This is a genomic window from Flavobacterium sp. MMS24-S5 (genome assembly GCF_050320125.1).
In the GTDB taxonomy this organism is placed as follows: Bacteria; Bacteroidota; Bacteroidia; order Flavobacteriales; family Flavobacteriaceae; genus Flavobacterium; species Flavobacterium tyrosinilyticum.
On the sequence record NZ_CP190016.1, the window covers coordinates 5,411,137 to 5,428,788 of the forward strand.

Consider the following 17,652-nt stretch of genomic DNA (forward strand, 5'->3'; position numbering starts at 1 on the left):
TTGCCGTTGCCATTGAATTTTGATATTGAAATTTGACATTGAAAAAACAATATACTATGAAAATATCAGGGGCAGAAGCCGTTATAAGATGTTTATTAGCAGAAGGAGTAGATTTAATTTATGGTTATCCAGGTGGAGCTATAATGCCAGTTTACGACGAATTATATAAATTTCAAGATCAGTTACACCACGTTTTAGTACGTCACGAACAAGGTGCAACACATGCAGCTCAAGGTTATGCAAGAGCTACGGGTAAAGTAGGGGTGGCCATTGCTACTTCTGGACCAGGTGCTACAAATTTAGTAACTGGTATCGCAGATGCTCAAATCGATTCAACTCCGTTAGTATGTATTACAGGTCAAGTTGGAAGACATTTATTAGGATCTGATGCATTTCAGGAAACAGATATTATCGGAATTTCGACTCCGGTTACAAAATGGAATTTTCAGGTAACTGAAGCTTCTCAAATTCCTGAAATTATTGCAAAAGCATTTTACATTGCTCGTTCTGGTCGTCCAGGACCTGTATTGGTTGATATTACTAAAAACGCTCAATTTGATGAGTTCGAATTTAGTTATGAAAAATGTACAGGAATTAGAAGTTATGTTCCGGTTCCAAAATTAAATTTAGATAAAGTTGCTGAAGCAGCAGCTTTAATCAATAATGCCAAAAAACCTTTTATTGTTTTTGGACAAGGAATTATTTTGGGTCAGGCAGAAGCTGAGTTTAAAGCGGTGGTTGAAAAAGCTGGGATTCCAGCAGCTTGGACAATTTTAGGATTATCAGCTTTACCGACAGATCATCCGTTAAATGTTGGTATGTTAGGAATGCACGGAAATTATGCACCAAATTTACTAACAAACGAATGTGATGTTTTAATTGCTTTCGGTATGCGTTTCGACGATCGTGTTACGGGTAAATTAAGCACTTATGCAAAACAAGCAAAAGTAATTCACTTCGAAATTGATCCTGCAGAGGTTGATAAAAATGTGAAAACAGAGATTGCGGTTTTAGGAGATGTAAAAGAATCTTTAGCTGCTTTATTGCCACTTCTTGATGCAAAATCACATGATTTATGGCACAATGAATTCAAAGAATTGAATAAAATTGAGTACGATTCAGTAATAAAAGAAGAATTAAATCCAACAAATGGTAAAGGAATTTCGATGGGAGAAACTATCGAAATGATCAACAAACACTCAAAAGGAGATGCCATTATCGTTTCAGATGTGGGTCAGCACCAAATGTTTGCTTGCCGTTATGCTAAATTCAATTCAACTAAAAGCAACATTACTTCTGGAGGTTTAGGAACTATGGGATTCGCATTACCTGCTGCAATTGGAGCAAAAATGGGAAAACCAGAGCGTGAAGTAGTGGCGGTTATTGGTGATGGAGGCTTCCAAATGACAATTCAAGAACTTGGAACTATTTTCCAAACTCAAGTTCCGGTAAAGATTGTTATTTTAAATAATGAATTCTTAGGAATGGTTCGCCAATGGCAGGAATTATTCTTTGATAACAGATATGCTTCAACAAAAATGATTAATCCAAATTTTGTTGCAATTGCTGAAGGATATCATATCAAATCTAAAAAAGTTACACAGCGTGAAGATCTAGATGCAGCGGTCGCAGAGATGCTAGCTTCAAAAGACTCATACTTCTTAGAAGTTGTAGTCGAAAAAGAAAACAACGTTTTCCCAATGATTCCAACAGGAGCTTGTGTATCAGAAATTAGATTAAGTTAAGAAAAAAGTTTCAATCCCGATTTTTATCGGGAAAAAAAAACTAAAAAACAACATGGAAGATAAAACATTTACCATATCGGTATACTCAGAAAATAATGTGGGTTTGTTAAATAGAATATCTGGAATATTCTTAAAGCGTCACATTAATATATTAAGTCTAAATGTTTCAGAATCAGAAATAGAGAATGTTTCAAGATTTATCATCGTAGTAAATACGACAGAAAAATGGGTTCAGAATATTGTAGGCCAGATTGAAAAACAAATTGAAGTTATAAAAGCATTTTATCATACAGATGAAGAGACTATTTTCTTAGAAAATGCTTTGTTTAAAATCGCTTCAAGTTTGTTGTTTGACGAGAAACAAATTCAGAATATTATCAAAGAAAGCCAGTCTACAATTGTAACGGTTTCTCGTGATTTCTTCGTGATTTCAAAATCAGGAAGGCGTTCTGAAATTGAAGAATTATACGAAAAGTTCAAACCATACGGAATTATGCAGTTTGTGCGTTCGGGAAGAATATCAGTTTCTAAACAAAAAATGGAGATTTCTGCATTATTAGAAACCTTTAAATAATAAAATCTTAGTTATATATAATCAATATTAAAATTTCATTTCATTAAATATTAAAACAAAAATGGCAAATTATTTCAATACATTACCACTTAGATTACAATTAGAACAATTAGGAGTTTGCGAATTTATGGAGCAATCTGAATTTGCAGACGGAATTGCAGCTTTGGCTGGAAAAAAAGTTGTAATTGTTGGTTGTGGAGCACAAGGTTTGAATCAAGGTTTAAACATGAGAGATTCTGGTTTAGACATTTCTTATGCATTGCGTGCAGATGCAATTGCAGAAAAAAGAGCTTCTTATAAAAATGCAACTGAAAATGGTTTTACGGTAGGAACTTATGAAGAATTGATTCCAACTGCAGATTTAGTTTGTAACCTTACACCAGACAAACAGCACACTGCTGTGGTAACTGCTATTATGCCATTAATGAAACAGGGATCTACTTTGTCTTACTCTCACGGATTCAACATTGTAGAAGAAGGAATGCAGATTCGTAAAGACATCACTGTTATTATGTGTGCTCCTAAATGTCCAGGTTCTGAGGTACGTGAAGAGTACAAAAGAGGATTTGGAGTTCCAACTCTTATCGCTGTTCACCCAGAAAATGATCCAAACGGATTTGGTTTAGATCAAGCAAAAGCTTACGCTGTAGCAACTGGAGGACACAGAGCAGGAGTTTTAAGATCATCTTTCGTAGCTGAAGTAAAATCAGATTTAATGGGTGAGCAAACTATTCTTTGCGGTTTATTGCAAACAGGGTCTATTTTATGTTTCGACAAAATGGTTGAAAAAGGAATTGATGCTGCTTATGCTTCTAAATTAATCCAATACGGATGGGAAACTATCACTGAAGCTTTAAAACATGGTGGTATCACCAATATGATGGATCGTTTAAACAATCCTTCTAAAATTGAAGCTTACGAATTGGCAGAAGAATTAAAAGATATCATGCGTCCATTATTCCAAAAACACCAAGACGATATTATTTCTGGAGAATTCTCTAGAACGATGATGGCTGACTGGGCTAATGACGATGTTAACTTATTGAAATGGAGAGCTGCAACAGGAGAAACTAACTTCGAAAAAACAGCTCCACAAGAAGCTCCAATTTCAGAGCAAGAATATTTTGATAATGGAGTATTAATGATTGCGATGGTAAAAGCTGGTGTTGAATTAGCTTTTGAAACAATGACTGAGGCTGGAATCATCGAAGAATCTGCTTACTACGAGTCATTACACGAATTGCCATTAATTGCAAACACAATCGCAAGAAAGAAATTATTCGAAATGAACCGTGTAATTTCTGATACTGCTGAGTACGGATGTTACTTATTTGATCATGCATGTAAGCCATTATTGACTGAATTCATGAAAAAAGTAGAAACTAATATTATTGGTAAACCATTTTCAACATCAAACGGAGTTGATAATGCAGTATTGATCGCTGTGAACAAAGAAATTCGTCAACACCCTATCGAAGAAGTAGGAGCTTGGTTGAGAGAGTCTATGACAGCAATGAAAAAAATTGGATAATAAAAAAAAGGGAATTCCCGCAGAATTCGATTTTGCGGGATTTGCACTGTATCAATGATTTGTAATATTTTGAATTAGTAAGCACTTATTAAGATAAAAGATATAGATGCATATTGCATTCACTTAACTTCGATAAGAGAGTTAAGTGAAGCGGATCCCTAATAATGGGGTATATTTATAAAATATACTTGTTGAAATTTCTGTTTTAATTAATAATGATGCTGCTATTTTCAAAATAGAGAAAAGTCTCGCAGTGCGGTTTGCAAAAAATTAATTGTTATTGAAATTTGTTAAATTAAAAAAGGCATAATATCTATTTATTATGCCTTTTTTGCCTTAAGTGCCAATAAAAAATAAAGGATTTAAAATAATTTCAGATAATTATCATATTTTATTAAATAAATGTTTTTTTTTAATAAAATTTATGAATTAAATTATTTCACGGATACGTTCAGATTTAATACATTTATAAAAAAATTCAACAAACGATGAGCTATTACAAAATTGAAAATTTAGAACAATACTTTAAACATTACAATAAATCAATAAGAGAGCCAAGAAAGTTTTGGGGAAAAATAGCTGAGGAGAATTTCACATGGTACCAGCAATGGGAAAAGGTTGTTGATTTTAATATGGCTGAAGCAGAAGTAAAATGGTTTACAGATGCTAAAGTTAACATTACCAAAAACTGTATTGATAGACATTTAAGCAAAAGAGGAGAGAAGACGGCAATTATTTTTGAACCGAACAATCCTTCTGAAGAAGCTTTACATATAACGTATAATGAATTATACGAAAGAGTTTCAAAAATGGCAAACGTTCTTCGCGAGCAAGGTGTTCGTAAAGGAGACAGAGTTTGTATTTATTTGCCAATGATTCCAGAATTGGCAGTTTCTGTTTTGGCTTGTGCTAGAATTGGAGCTATTCACTCTGTTGTTTTCGCTGGATTTTCAGCTTCTGCAGTTTCTGCGAGAATCAACGATTGTGAGTGTAAAATGGTAATTACATCAGATGGAGGTTATAGAGGAAACAAAACAATTGACTTAAAAGGAATTGTAGATGAAGCTTTAGACACTTGCCCTTCTGTTACAAAAGTGTTAGTTGCAAAAAGAACTAATACTGATGTGAAAATGAAAGAAGGCCGTGATGTTTGGTTGCAGCCATTATTAGACGCAGCTTTAGACAACAGCGTTGCGGAAATTATGGATGCCGAAGATCCGTTATTTATTTTATATACTTCAGGATCAACAGGAAAACCAAAAGGTATGGTTCATACTACTGCCGGTTACATGGTTTACACGGCGTATACTTTCAAAAATGTTTTCAATTACGAAGACAATGATATTTTCTGGTGTACAGCAGATATCGGATGGATCACTGGTCACTCCTATATATTGTATGGTTCGATTATTAAACGGAGCTACAACTGTAATTTTTGAAGGAGTTCCTTCTTATCCAGATTTTAGCCGTTTTTGGGATATTATTGAAAAACATAAGATTACACAATTCTATACGGCACCAACTGCAATTCGTTCATTGGCAAAAGAAAGTTTAGATTATATTCAAAAATATCCTCTAAAATCTCTTAAAGTTATTGGATCTGTTGGAGAGCCAATCAACGAAGAGGCTTGGCACTGGTTTAATGACCACGTTGGAGATAAGAGATGTCCGGTTGTAGATACTTGGTGGCAGACAGAAACTGGAGGAATTATGATTTCGCCAATTGCTTTTGTAACACCAACCAAACCAACTTATGCAACATTGCCATTACCTGGAATCCAACCTGTTTTAATGGATGAAAAACGCAATGAAATTGAAGGAAACCAAGTAGTTGGAAGTTTATGTATTAAATTCCCATGGCCAGGAATCGCTAGAACTATTTGGGGAGATCATCAACGTTATAAAGACACTTATTTCTCTGCTTTCCCTGGAAAATATTTTACAGGAGACGGCGCTTTAAGAGATGAAGTTGGATACTACAGAATTACGGGTAGGGTAGATGATGTTGTGATTGTTTCTGGACATAATTTAGGAACTGCGCCAATTGAAGATGCGATCAACGAGCATCCAGCTGTTGCAGAATCTGCTATTGTTGGATTCCCTCATGATATTAAAGGAAATGCTTTATACGGTTATGTAATCTTGAAAGAAACTGGAGAAGTTAGAAATAAAGAAAACCTTTCTAAAGAGATCAACCAATATATTGCAGACCACATTGGGCCGATCGCTAAATTAGATAAAATCCAGTTCGTTTCTGGTTTGCCTAAAACGCGTTCTGGAAAAATTATGCGTAGAATTTTACGTAAAATTGCCGAAGGAGATTTTTCTAATTTTGGAGACACTTCAACTTTATTAAATCCTGAAGTAGTTGAGCAAATTATGAAAGAAAGAATTTCTTAAGTAAAATATAAAAAAATGCCTCTTAAATTTAAGAGGCATTTTTTTATAAATCGATTTTAATTTGTTAATTAAAAATGTAGATTTTTTTCTATTATTCTGCAATTTTTATGTTTACATCATTTACAAAAACAAGAGTTTCCGAATTACTTAAGTTAGTAAGAGATAAAATTCCATTTTTTTTCTCATTAACTCCATTTATTTTAAAACAAAATTCATTACCATCTTTATCTCGTAAAGTTACATATTCAGTATTGTTATCCGAGTAATTCTGACAGCTACGTGAGACAGTGTATTTGTACATCACTTTCATTTGATTGTTGTCATAATTGTAAACATTCCCATCTTGATTAAAAACCCATTTAGTATTCACATTTGTTTTAGAATACCAGCTTCCTAAGATACGCTTAGATGAGGGATCTTGTTTTTGTGCAAAAATTGTTGTTGCAAAAAATAGCATGGGTAAAATAAATAATAGTTTTTTCATAGAATTTAAATTTAAAGTAGATTTTTTGTTTGTACTGCAGAGATAATTTATACCAAAGTTACGAGGGGCTTTTTTGTATTTTTAGTAATTAATGTTTTTTAAATTTATTTGATTCCCAATCTAGATTTTAGTTTTAAGAATAAAAGTCCAATTCGGTATGCATCTTCAGAAGAAGAATTGCGATCACTTTTTGGAATTTTATAAATTTCGCATAAATCGTCAAGCGAAAACTGTTTGTCGTTTATATCAGTCAATTTTCTATACATCACATCGACGTCTAGAGCTTCATTTTTTAATCGGCCACAATTCAAGCGTTCTAGGGCAGCATTCAGCATTTCAATATCGAAATTGATATGATGTCCAACTAAAATTGAATTTCCGATAAATTTTACAAAAGCTTCAAGAGCATCAGGTTCAGGCATTTTCATCATTTTACTTTCAATGATAAATTCATTAGAAAGTCCGTTATCCTGAAGGTATTTATATTGTAATAAGACTGTTTCGAAACTTTCCTTAATAACAATGCTGTCATCTATAACTGAGAAGGCTCCAAGAGACAAAACAACATCTTTATCCGGATTTAAACCAGAAGTTTCAGTAGACAAAACAACAAACTTATTAGGTTTGGTTTCGAATTTAGTCAAATAGTCTTTCCAGAACTCTGGATAGTCTTTGTTAATGTTTTTTAGCCAGTCTAGCATATTTTATGAGAATTGTGTCAATTGAAATTTACTCTTAATCAGTTCCTCCAGGTCTTTCATTGGGGATAGTGCATTTTTTAATTTCTCTTTGTCAGTTTTTGACATTTCTCTTAAATTAATATATTGGCCAGAGTCGTCATTTTTTAATCCTTCAACAGTTCTAAATTTAGAAAGCGTTAAGAAAGCTTCTGCACAGCTTAAATAAATTTCAGCATTTTTAGAATCTGTAATTGCCAATTGTTTGAACCTTAAGTAAGTATTTTGAATTCCTTTAATATTTGCATTTAATATCAATAAACGTGCTCCATCAATTAATGGCATCAAAGCTCTTGTCTTAATATCAAATTTATCTTTGTTAGGACCGTCTTCTTCAACAATGAATTTCTTGAAAAAGCTTAAAGGAGAATTTCTCTTCAGGGCATCGTTCCCTAAAAAGTCAAAGAATAAAGTGTTGTTAACGGCATTCTTAAAAATCACGTTTTCAATAGCTTCTTCAATTTTTGGTTCTCCAAAAACAATTTCGTAATCAAAGAAAATACTGCTCAAATCATTACTGTTTTCTCCTGGAGTATTCATCCAGCTGTTATATTGTTTTGTCCAGTCGCTCAATGATTTGCACCAAAGCATATTGCTTCCCATATGTCCGTTTGGACAATAATCGTAACCCACTTTCTCTAATATAGAAGTAGTGCGTTTGGCTAATCTTAAGAAATAATCTTTTACTTCTCTATATTTTTCTGGCGTAACATCTTCAAAAATTAAGATACTATCTTGATCTGTGAGCAGTAATTGCTCCTTACGCCCTTGACTACCAATACTTAACCAAGCAAAACGTGCAGGAGGGGAGCCTAAATCTAAAATGGATAATTCAACTGCTCTTTTAATAATAGCCAGGTTAATCTCGCTTGCAATATTGCTAACGTGCGAGATTGGAATATTTTTTTGGATTGAATTCTGAATCAAATCTGATAGACGATCACGTATTTGTTTTAAATCTTTTGGAAGCTGAGAACGCTTAATCTCTTTAATTAATACACCTGGGTTACTAGCTTGAGCTACAATAAGATCGTGCTCAGAAATAATTCCCTTAACCACAGATTTACTCGTACCATCTTTGGTAACACATAAGTGCGTTACATTGTGCTTCAGCATTAATAATTGTGCTTCGGCCAAAGACACATTTTCTAAAACTGTAACAACTGGCGACGACATAATTTTATCGATAGTTTCAGTGATAGGAAAGCGTCCTGTTGCAATTTTTGACGATAAATCGGCATTGGTAACAATACCAATTGGGTGATTTTTTTCGCCACAGATTATAATGTTATCTAACATAGAATCTGTCATTAAAATGGCAACGTCTTTAATTATAGAATCTGCTTTTGTCGTTAACGGTGAATTATTGTAGTTAAGTGACTGAATGTATTGCATTTCTGTCTGCTGATCTATATAATCAGAGTCTGAAACTAATTTACCGTTAGAACTCATGCTGTCTTTGGTATGGCGCGAATTAACAGCGAAGCTCTCTAGAAGAAAGTTTAATACATCAGAATTATTGGCTACAAAAGGTCTAAATACAGCGATAGGAATAGCATAAATAATACTTTCTTCACGTGCTTTAGCCGTCATCATATAGTTGTTTTTTGCAAAAAATGGACGTAAGCCAAAAATATCGCCTTCATGACATTTATTTATAATCGTTTCCTCAGCATCGGCAATTGTGGTAAGATTGATGACACCAGAAGCTACAACATAAAAACTGTCATGAAGCGGATCGTTATTTTGAAATAATACTGCATGCTTTTCTAAATTAATGACACGAATATTCGTAGCAATATCTGATAACTCTTGGAAAGTTAAATTATCAAATGGTTTGTATTCTTTTAAAAAATCTGCAATATGTTCAGCAACTGTATTCATATATCTGATAATTTATTTTTAAAGTATCGAATGTAAAAATAGTAAAATAAACTCTTACAATGAAAGTTCTTTAGTAGAAACTAATTATTTTAAAGAAATGTTAAAAGATAATGACAATAAGACTTGCAAAAACTTTTAGGTTTTGAAATTTTGAATTTTTATGATCGACAAAAAGATGATTTATTTTAAGCAACACTGATTAACCAGATTGATAATACTGCGATATTAGAAATTATTTTAAATCAAAAATCATACAGCGCATTTATGAACAATTGAATTTAAGAAAAATGTTTTCATTAGAAAACAAACTGTACATAAATCCAGCTTGCTAAATTTTCAATATTCAAGAATTTTAGAAAATAAAAATCATACAGCGTATTTATGAGCGATTTGAATTTAAAGAAAATGTTTGAATTGAAAAAATTAACTACATAATCGAGCACGGTAAATTTTCAATATTTGAGAACTTTTGAAAATAAAAATCATACAGCGTATTTATGAGCGATTTGAATTTAATGAAAATGTTTGAATTTAAAAACAAAGTAAAATATTAAGTACAGTCTAAATTTTCGATATTTTAGAAATTTTTGAAAATAAAATTATATAACGCATTCTCAGAGATTTTAGTTTTAGAAATAAAAAGTAAAACTCTCAAGCAAAATATAACTCTAGAAGCAAGTATGATAAATTTCCGCTAAATGAAAACATTTTAAACTAAAACTGGTAGAGCGTATTTGTAGGGCAGTTTTTAAAATATTCTATTTTACATAATATAAATTATAGGTCAAATTGAAATAACTCCGAGAAGGAGCTTATTCGTATAATTTATTCAAAATCATATCTTTTGGCACAATATCGCCTCCGCCATTTTTATTAAATTGCAATACTTCGTCTTTTACAAATAAAACTGCGCTAGATGTAACTCCATTTTTGTCTTTCAATTTTATTTGAGCTTTATCGCCATGCGGATATACATGTCCGGAAACTTCCAAAATTCCTGAGTTTAATTCTTTATGATCGCTTGTAACTTCGGCGGTTCCAAAAATCTTATAATTGGATTGTGCAATCGTAATTGTAAAAATATACTCTTTCTTGCAGTCTTTGCATTTTTGGTTTCCCCAAGTTCCTGAGAATTTGTTTTGCTGTGAGAATGCTTGCAAGGAAATTAAAAATGCCAGGAAAAGAAATTTTTTCATTGTAGTTTGTTTTATTAAAATCTGAACCAAATATAAATCAAAAAAGCATCACAAATTTGTGATGCTTTTTCTAAATCTTTTAAAATTTACAATTTTTTCAAATAAACCGATTTTCCATTTAACGAAACATCAATTTGATTATTTTTTTCGTTAAAAGTTGTTCGTAAAGCATTTCCGTTAAAAATAGTAACGTCGCCATACACATGACCCGCTTCACTAGAAGTATAATCAAATTTTACTTTTTTGTTTCCTGGTTCAATACCTAATTTGTAACTAGAAAATTTTGTTCCTCTTAAATCGAAATCTTGTTGCGAATCGATAATTTTTCCGTCAGCGTAAAAATTGGTAACCGATTTGCTTAATGTAATGTCTGGATAATACTGATTTACTTTTTTAAGAAGCTCATACTGCTCAACGCTGGCTTCTTCTTGTTTTGACGTAATAGTTTGAGCAAATGAAATTGATGTAAATAAAACTGCTAATAACAAAAGGTACTTTTTCATACTGTCTTAATTTAAAGATTAATAGATAGTTACGCTCAATAATTTTCGCGCTTACTTTAATTTATTGTTATAAACTTCTTCAAGTTCTATAACAAGGTATGAAATCTTTACCTTTGCAAAAAATTATAAGCCCTTTTTTAATATAATGACAACAAAAAAATATATTCAGCTCATCCTCATATTAGGTTCTTTAACCGCTCTTGGTTACTTTTTCAATAGATATGTATCTGCCTGGTTTCTCAGGAATTGCAAAAGATTTAAATACTACTGTCGCTAAAGTTTCTATGAGTTTATCCAGTTATTTCATCGGAATTTCGGCTGGACAATTGCTTTATCGAACCTTTATTAGACCGTTTCGGACGTAAAAAACCGTTATTTATTGGACTTTTGGTATACATTCTCGCTTCTTTAGGATGCATTTATGTTGCTGATATAGATTCATTTATATTTCTCCGCTTTATTCAGGCTATTGGAAGCTGCGCTGCCACAGTTGCTTCTGTAGCAATGGTTCGAGATTTATTTCCTGTAAAAGATATTCCAAAAGTGTTTTCGCTTTTAATGCTTGTTGTTGGACTTTCTCCAATGCTGGCGCCAACAGTTGGCGGTTATGTTACAGAAGATTTAGGCTGGCACGCTGTGTTTTTTATTTTGATGTGCATGGGAATTTTGATTTTAGCAGCTTCACAATTCGGACTTCCAGATACTTATAAACCAGATACTTCAATTTCTTTGAAACCCAAACCAATTATATCTAATTTTCTGTTAGTTTTAAAAGAGCCTCAATTTTATACTTATGCCTTTACTGGAGCAGTCGCATTTTCGGGATTATTTTCTTATGTAGCGGCTTCGCCTCTAGTTTTTATGGATATTTATAAGGTTGACGCTAAAACTTATGGATGGATTTTTGCGCTAATGTCTGTTAGTTTTATTGGATCTAGTCAGTTAAATTCTATGCTGTTGAAGCGATTTTCAAGCGAACAAATGATTTTTGGAGCTTTAATTTCGCAATCTATTATTAGTATCGTATTCTTGATTTTGGCTTTAAATGATCTTCTTGGATTATACCAAACGATCGGAATGTTGTTCTTGTTTTTAGCCTGTTTAGGAATCTCAAATCCAAATACGGCTGGGTTAACGCTTGCTCCTTTTGCTAAAAATACCGGAAGTGCTTCTGCATTAATGGGCGCAATTCAGCTAGGAATTGGAGCTTTGGCCTCGTTTGCAGTTGGTGTTTTTGTAAAAAGTTCTGTAATACCTATGGTTGCCATTATGACCACTACAACTATTACAGCATTTATTATTTTAAATATCGGAAAACGATTTATAAAAGAAAAAGTTGAATTGTCAGATAGCGACGATATTATGATAGGACATTAAAAAGAATTAAATTCCATTTTTTTTTAAAATCCAAATTCCAATTGGATTATATACAATAAAGCCGAAATCTAATGATTTCGGCTTTATATTTTTTGGATTTTGGAATTTCAAAAAATTGAAATTTTTAAAATTTATTGGAATTTTACAAAACCTAATTTTGTGTCTTTTTATCTGGTCGAATAATCATTCTAAGCGATTGATCTTTTGCGAAATAAGCAACCATCCAGTTCCAGAATGTGTTTAATCTGTTTCTGTAAGTGATCAAAGAAATTAAGTGTATAAACAACCAAATGATCCAAGCAAAGAAACCTTTAAAATGCCATTTTGGACTAGGTAAATCTACAACAGCTTTTGCTTTTCCTATAATAGCCATAGATCCTTTGTCTTTGTAGGCAAATGGTTTAAGAGGCTTATTGACCACCATGGCTTTGAAATTTTTAGCCAGATTTAAACCTTGTTGAATGGCAACCTGAGCAACCTGCGGATGTCCATCAGGGAAATTTTTATCTCCTGCCGCAATTGCTGTATCACCAATGGCATAGATATTATCTACACCGTTTACTTTATTATATTCGTCAGTTGCCATGCGTCGGCCGCGTCCGTAACTTTCTTTCGGAATTCCTTCAAAGATTTTTGCAGAAACACCAGCAGCCCAGATTAAGTTTTTGGTTTTAATGGTTTCTCCATTTTCAAAAACTACCGTATCATCAACATAATCAACAACTTTAGTGTTTAGTTTTACTACAACCCCAAGTTTTGTCAATGCCTCCAGAGTATCTTTTTGTGAATCTTTGCTCATTGGCGCCAAAAGTGCGTCTCCACCATCAACCAAATAAACATTGCTTGCAGAAGTATCCAATTCTGGATATTCTTTAAGGAGAATACTTTTTCTCATTTCAGCAAACATTCCAGAAACCTCCACTCCTGTTGGCCCCCTCCTGCTACTACAATTGTAAGTAATTTACGTCTTTTTCGCATATCCTTACAAATGGCTGCTTTTTCAAGATTTTTAAGCAATGTGTTACGCATTACGATGGCATCATTTAAGGTTTTCATCGGAATGGCATTTTTCATTACGTTTTCCATGCCAAAATAACTTGTTTCTGCACCAGTTGCAAAAACAAGATAATCGTATTCAAGTTCCCCGTTGCTTAAAGTGATTTTCTTTTCTGCAGGAGAAACAGATAATAATTCGCCTAGACGAAAACTTAGATTTTTTTTACCTGCAAAAAATTTTCTAAAAGGATAACTAATGCTCGAAGGTTCTAAAAACGCCGTAGCAACTTGATATATAAGTGGTGGGAAAAAGTTATAATTATTCTTGTCTACAAGTGTTACTTGTATTTGAGGCTGATTTACAAGTTCTTTTGCTAGGTTAATTCCTGCAAATCCCCCTCCAATAATGACTATTCTCATATATGTTGTATTAAGTAGGATTATAAAATAATTCCTTATAAATATACAACTTTAATATGCAATGACAATTGTCATATTTATTACTTTTTGAATTTTTTAACTGTTTTTTCAACTACATCGATTTTGTTCTGTAAGACATAACTTGCTATTAATTTCTCGATTAGTTCGTCTTTTGTCAAATGATGGAATACGGTTTTTACTCTCGTTTTCAAATCTTGCGAAAGCTCATGATTGGGCTTTGTTTTGAAGATTTGTTTGGCCCACAAAAGCATATTGTTTTCTTCAAGACTTGCTGCTGAAGGTTTTTTAAATTCAGAGAATTTAATTCCTAATTCTCTTTCAAAATCAGCAATTTCAAAAACTTCTTCTTGCTGTAAAACTGTCAAAGAAAGTCCATTTGCTCCTGCCCTTGCTGTTCTTCCGCTTCGGTGAACGTAATTTTCGTAAGTATCAGGTAAATGATAATTAATTACATACGAAATTTCTTTTACATCGATTCCTCTCGCAGCCAAATCGGTTGCAACCAAAATATTGATATGCCCTTCACGAAACTGTTCCATAATTCGATCACGAATTCCCTGTGTCAAACTTCCGTGAAGTGCTCCCGAAGAAAATTTATTGATGGCCAGATTTTTAGCTAATTTATTAACAGCAGCTTTAGTTTTACAGAAAATAATTCCTCTTTCTCCATCTCTAGAATTCAAGAAATGCATTAAAACTTCTAGTTTTTCAATTGGGTCTACCACAATATATTCGTGGTCGATTCCTTCATTTCCAACAGTTTCCATATTGGCGCTTATCTGAACTACATTTTTGTTCAAATAATTCTGAATCAGTTGTTTTATGGTTCCAGGAAGTGTAGCAGAAAATAATAAAGTACGGTGCTTTTTAGGCAGTTCCGCAACAATTTCATCTAAACTCTCTTTAAGAATGGCAACCATTTCATCGGCTTCATCCAAAACCAGATATTCGGTTTGTTTTAAATCGATTGCTTTACGCTGAATCAAATCGATTAAACGTCCTGGAGTTGCTACCACGATTTGAGCACCTTCTTTTAACCTTTCGATTTGTGGTTTTATTGGAGTTCCTCCGCAAATTGAAGCAATAGATATATTAGGAATATATTTTGAAAAACTTTCTAAGTTTCTAAATATCTGCTGTCCCAGTTCTCTCGTTGGAACTAAAATAACAGCTTGAACTATTGTTGATTCTGCATTTACCAATTGTAATAAAGGCAATCCAAAAGCAGCAGTTTTTCCGGTTCCTGTTTTTGCTAAACCAACAATATCATGGGTTTCGCTCAAAAATAACGGAATTGTTTTTTGTTGAATTTCTGTTGGTTCAACAATATTTAATTCGCTTAAAGCTTTTAAAATTGGAGCTGAAATTCCTAATGTTGAGAATAGTTTAGACATGATTATTTTAGATTTTAGAGTTCTGATTTTAGATTTTAGATTTAATACAGATACTCAATATTTAAATATTTTTTTTGGAATGACTTGAAAATAAAAATCTTTGTCAAAGTTTTAAACTTTGACAAAGATCATACAAATATTTTTAAAAACTCAGATTTATCAATCTGGTTCGTTCATGATTTTCTCACGATATTTTTTCCCGATCAATAAAGTCAATCTTTGTTTGTAATCGTCAACCAACCATTCGCGGTAGTTTTTACTGCATTGGCTCAAACATTTAGAATAACGCTTGATACGGTCTTCGATATCATCTTCTAATTCTTTAGCTAGCATTTTTGCTTCCTGAAGTGTTTCTGTATTGTCTACACACATTCCAGCATGCTGATCTAAAGATTTGTCTAAAACTACTTTTGAACGAAGATTTTGTTTGATGATTAATTTGTGTTCTTCATCAACATCAAAACTAACGTCTGCAGTTTTACTAAATTTGGCACGCAATTCTGGTGGCATACTGTATTTAAAGAACATCTCGATTTCGTGGTCATCACGAAGATTTTCTAAGTAAAACTCTGGCGATTTAAAAATATGCTGCCAATTTACAGGATCACTCCATAAACCAAAACGAGCGGCATTGTTTCCTAAATCGATAACTGTAAATTCATCTTTTCCAGGCAATTTACGAGAACCACGACCAATCATTTGGAAATATAGCGTCAATGATTTTGTTGCTCTATTCAAAATAATAGTTTCTACAGTTGGTTCGTCAAAACCAGTTGTCAAAATTCCTACAGAAGTCAAAATGGCATCTGGAGTCTTTTTAAACCATTGCAGAATGTCTTTACGCTCTTCAGAACTACTTGTGTTATCTAAGTGACGAATATCGTAACCCGCTTCTCTAAACGTTTCATAAACATATAATGAAGTATGAATACCGTTATTGAAAATTAATGTTTTCTTTCCTAAAGAACGTTCTGTATAGGCATGAAGCAGTTTTTCCTGCATCAAAGTATTCGTATATAAATCATCTGAAGATTTTACAGTATAATCTCCATTGATACCCACTTTTAGCGAAGTCAAACCAACATCATAGCTGTAAGTTGTAGCTTTTGCCAAGAAACCTTTTTCAATCAAAGAACCAATAGTATCACCAACAATAAGCTCGTTGTAACTTTGATGCATTGGCAATTTTATGTTTGAACTCAAAGGCGTTGCTGTTACTCCAAGAATAAAAGCATTTTTAAATGAGTTTAATAGTTTTCTAAATGAGTTGTAGTGTGCCTCATCAATAATAACCAAACCGATATTGTCTAAATGAAGTTTTTCATCGTTAATACGGTTTTTTAAAGTTTCAACCATCGCCACGAAACAAGAAAAATCATTCTGATCAGGCAATTCTTTTACTTTACTATTGATTATTTTGTTTGTTACACCAAAACCAGTTAACATTTTTGAAGTTTGTTTACAAAGTTCGATACGGTGCGTTAAAACCACCACTTTTTTATCATTATGAGATAAATAGCGGCGAACGATTTCAGAAAATATTACTGTTTTTCCTCCTCCTGTTGGAAGCTGATACAATAAGTGGTGTTTTGGAGGAGCATTGTCTAAACGGTCAAAAATGGCATCAATATCGCCTTTTTGGTATGCATACAGTTCTTTCTTCTCTTCTCTTTGTATTTCTAAAGTGTTTTGAGACATTGTTTATTTTTGGATTTTTGCAAAAATACACCGAAAAAACAGTTATTCATCTTCTTTTAACTTAAAATAAATGTTTTTTTTAAATAAAGATTTTTTATGAGAAAGGGTTTTAATAGTCGATTTTTTCCAAAATTGCCTCAAAATCGTACTTATTTTTCCATTTTTGCTCGGAAGTTTCATGCTGAATTGCATTAATTCGCAATTTAAAATCGTTAAAAATTCCGTTTGAAACAATAAAATTTACTGCTTGCTCAAAAGAATTAAGAATGCTTTTGTAAAATAATTCCTGCTTGATGAAGTTTTGCGAAGAAAACGTTTGCGCAATTTCGATATTATAAAGCATAATATCGGCAACAATATAAGAATCTACTCCAAGCATCATAAAATGCTTAATTAATTTTTGAGCAACCGATCTTCGCATTTTAGCTTTTGGGCGCCATTTTGCTCCAGGTTTTTTGATTGGAAAATATTCATGCGAGATTTTGACTTTTGCATCCTGAAGTAATTTGTCTTCTTTTGGGTTGAAAACGAAGTCATAATACACTTTTACAGGAGCAAATTTCTCATACAATTCGATCAATTGTTCTTCTAGTTGCTCTTTAGTTAATTCGCCTAAATATTTTTTTAAATCTCTTTTGCTCATACAGTAAAGATAATTTCCAAATTGTTAAATTCCAAATTCGAATTTTAAG

General features: G+C 32.6%; 12 protein-coding genes and 2 pseudogenes. 5 read left to right on the plus strand and 9 right to left on the minus strand.

All coding sequences use genetic code 11. The features are described from left to right. Positions 1-56 precede the first annotated feature (56 nt). The 4 genes and pseudogenes from ilvB to acs all read left to right on the plus strand — a co-directional run bounded on the left by ilvB (position 57) and on the right by acs (position 6,250). Entirely contained in the window at positions 57-1,745 is a 1,689-nt protein-coding gene (ilvB, locus tag ACPWTF_RS24930) for a biosynthetic-type acetolactate synthase large subunit (RefSeq protein ID WP_427873755.1), read from the plus strand. A gap of 52 nt (positions 1,746-1,797) precedes the next feature. After that, complete coding sequence (gene ilvN / locus ACPWTF_RS24935) at positions 1,798-2,319, plus strand: acetolactate synthase small subunit (protein WP_144212769.1); 522 nt, start codon at positions 1,798-1,800, stop codon at positions 2,317-2,319. 61 nt (positions 2,320-2,380) lie between these two features. Continuing rightward, positions 2,381-3,850: a ketol-acid reductoisomerase gene (gene ilvC / locus ACPWTF_RS24940; RefSeq protein WP_095929308.1), complete on the plus strand. Its 1,470-nt coding sequence runs from the start codon at positions 2,381-2,383 to the stop codon at positions 3,848-3,850. A gap of 488 nt (positions 3,851-4,338) precedes the next feature. Beyond that, a pseudogene (acs, locus tag ACPWTF_RS24945) lies at positions 4,339-6,250 on the plus strand (acetate--CoA ligase). A 91-nt stretch (positions 6,251-6,341) separates the two neighbouring features. Here the strand turns inward: acs and ACPWTF_RS24950 are convergent. The 5 genes from ACPWTF_RS24950 to ACPWTF_RS24970 form a co-directional block, all read right to left on the minus strand. Next, positions 6,342-6,734, minus strand: a complete 393-nt coding sequence (locus ACPWTF_RS24950; RefSeq protein ID WP_250836116.1) for a hypothetical protein — start codon at positions 6,732-6,734, stop codon at positions 6,342-6,344. Between the two features lie 104 nt (positions 6,735-6,838). After that, positions 6,839-7,435: a 3'-5' exonuclease gene (locus ACPWTF_RS24955; protein WP_095929311.1), complete on the minus strand. Its 597-nt coding sequence runs from the start codon at positions 7,433-7,435 to the stop codon at positions 6,839-6,841. A 3-nt stretch (positions 7,436-7,438) separates the two neighbouring features. Continuing rightward, the gene (locus ACPWTF_RS24960; protein ID WP_427873756.1) at positions 7,439-9,355 is read right to left on the minus strand and encodes a DUF294 nucleotidyltransferase-like domain-containing protein; all 1,917 of its coding nucleotides are present in this window, start codon (positions 9,353-9,355) and stop codon (positions 7,439-7,441) included. An 812-nt stretch (positions 9,356-10,167) separates the two neighbouring features. Next, positions 10,168-10,551: a hypothetical protein gene (locus ACPWTF_RS24965; protein WP_095929341.1), complete on the minus strand. Its 384-nt coding sequence runs from the start codon at positions 10,549-10,551 to the stop codon at positions 10,168-10,170. 86 nt (positions 10,552-10,637) lie between these two features. Beyond that, positions 10,638-11,054 (minus strand): hypothetical protein, encoded by a 417-nt coding sequence (locus ACPWTF_RS24970; protein WP_250836118.1) that lies wholly within the window; start codon positions 11,052-11,054, stop codon positions 10,638-10,640. Between the two features lie 387 nt (positions 11,055-11,441). On the opposite strand from ACPWTF_RS24970, the gene ACPWTF_RS24975 reads away from it, so the two are divergent. Beyond that, positions 11,442-12,431 carry a multidrug effflux MFS transporter gene (locus ACPWTF_RS24975; protein WP_427873757.1) on the plus strand — a complete coding sequence of 330 codons (990 nt, stop codon included), beginning with the start codon at positions 11,442-11,444 and terminating at the stop codon, positions 12,429-12,431. A 151-nt stretch (positions 12,432-12,582) separates the two neighbouring features. On the opposite strand, the pseudogene ACPWTF_RS24980 reads toward ACPWTF_RS24975, so the two are convergent. The 4 genes and pseudogenes from ACPWTF_RS24980 to ACPWTF_RS24995 form a co-directional block, all read right to left on the minus strand. After that, positions 12,583-13,847: pseudogene (locus ACPWTF_RS24980) on the minus strand (NAD(P)/FAD-dependent oxidoreductase). An 80-nt stretch (positions 13,848-13,927) separates the two neighbouring features. Further along, the gene (locus ACPWTF_RS24985; protein WP_427873758.1) at positions 13,928-15,262 is read right to left on the minus strand and encodes a DEAD/DEAH box helicase; all 1,335 of its coding nucleotides are present in this window, start codon (positions 15,260-15,262) and stop codon (positions 13,928-13,930) included. A gap of 159 nt (positions 15,263-15,421) precedes the next feature. Beyond that, positions 15,422-16,960: a DEAD/DEAH box helicase gene (locus tag ACPWTF_RS24990; protein WP_095929316.1), complete on the minus strand. Its 1,539-nt coding sequence runs from the start codon at positions 16,958-16,960 to the stop codon at positions 15,422-15,424. Between the two features lie 109 nt (positions 16,961-17,069). Beyond that, positions 17,070-17,603, minus strand: coding sequence for a DUF6155 family protein (locus tag ACPWTF_RS24995; protein WP_427873759.1), 534 nt, complete (start codon positions 17,601-17,603; stop codon positions 17,070-17,072). Positions 17,604-17,652 lie beyond the last annotated feature (49 nt).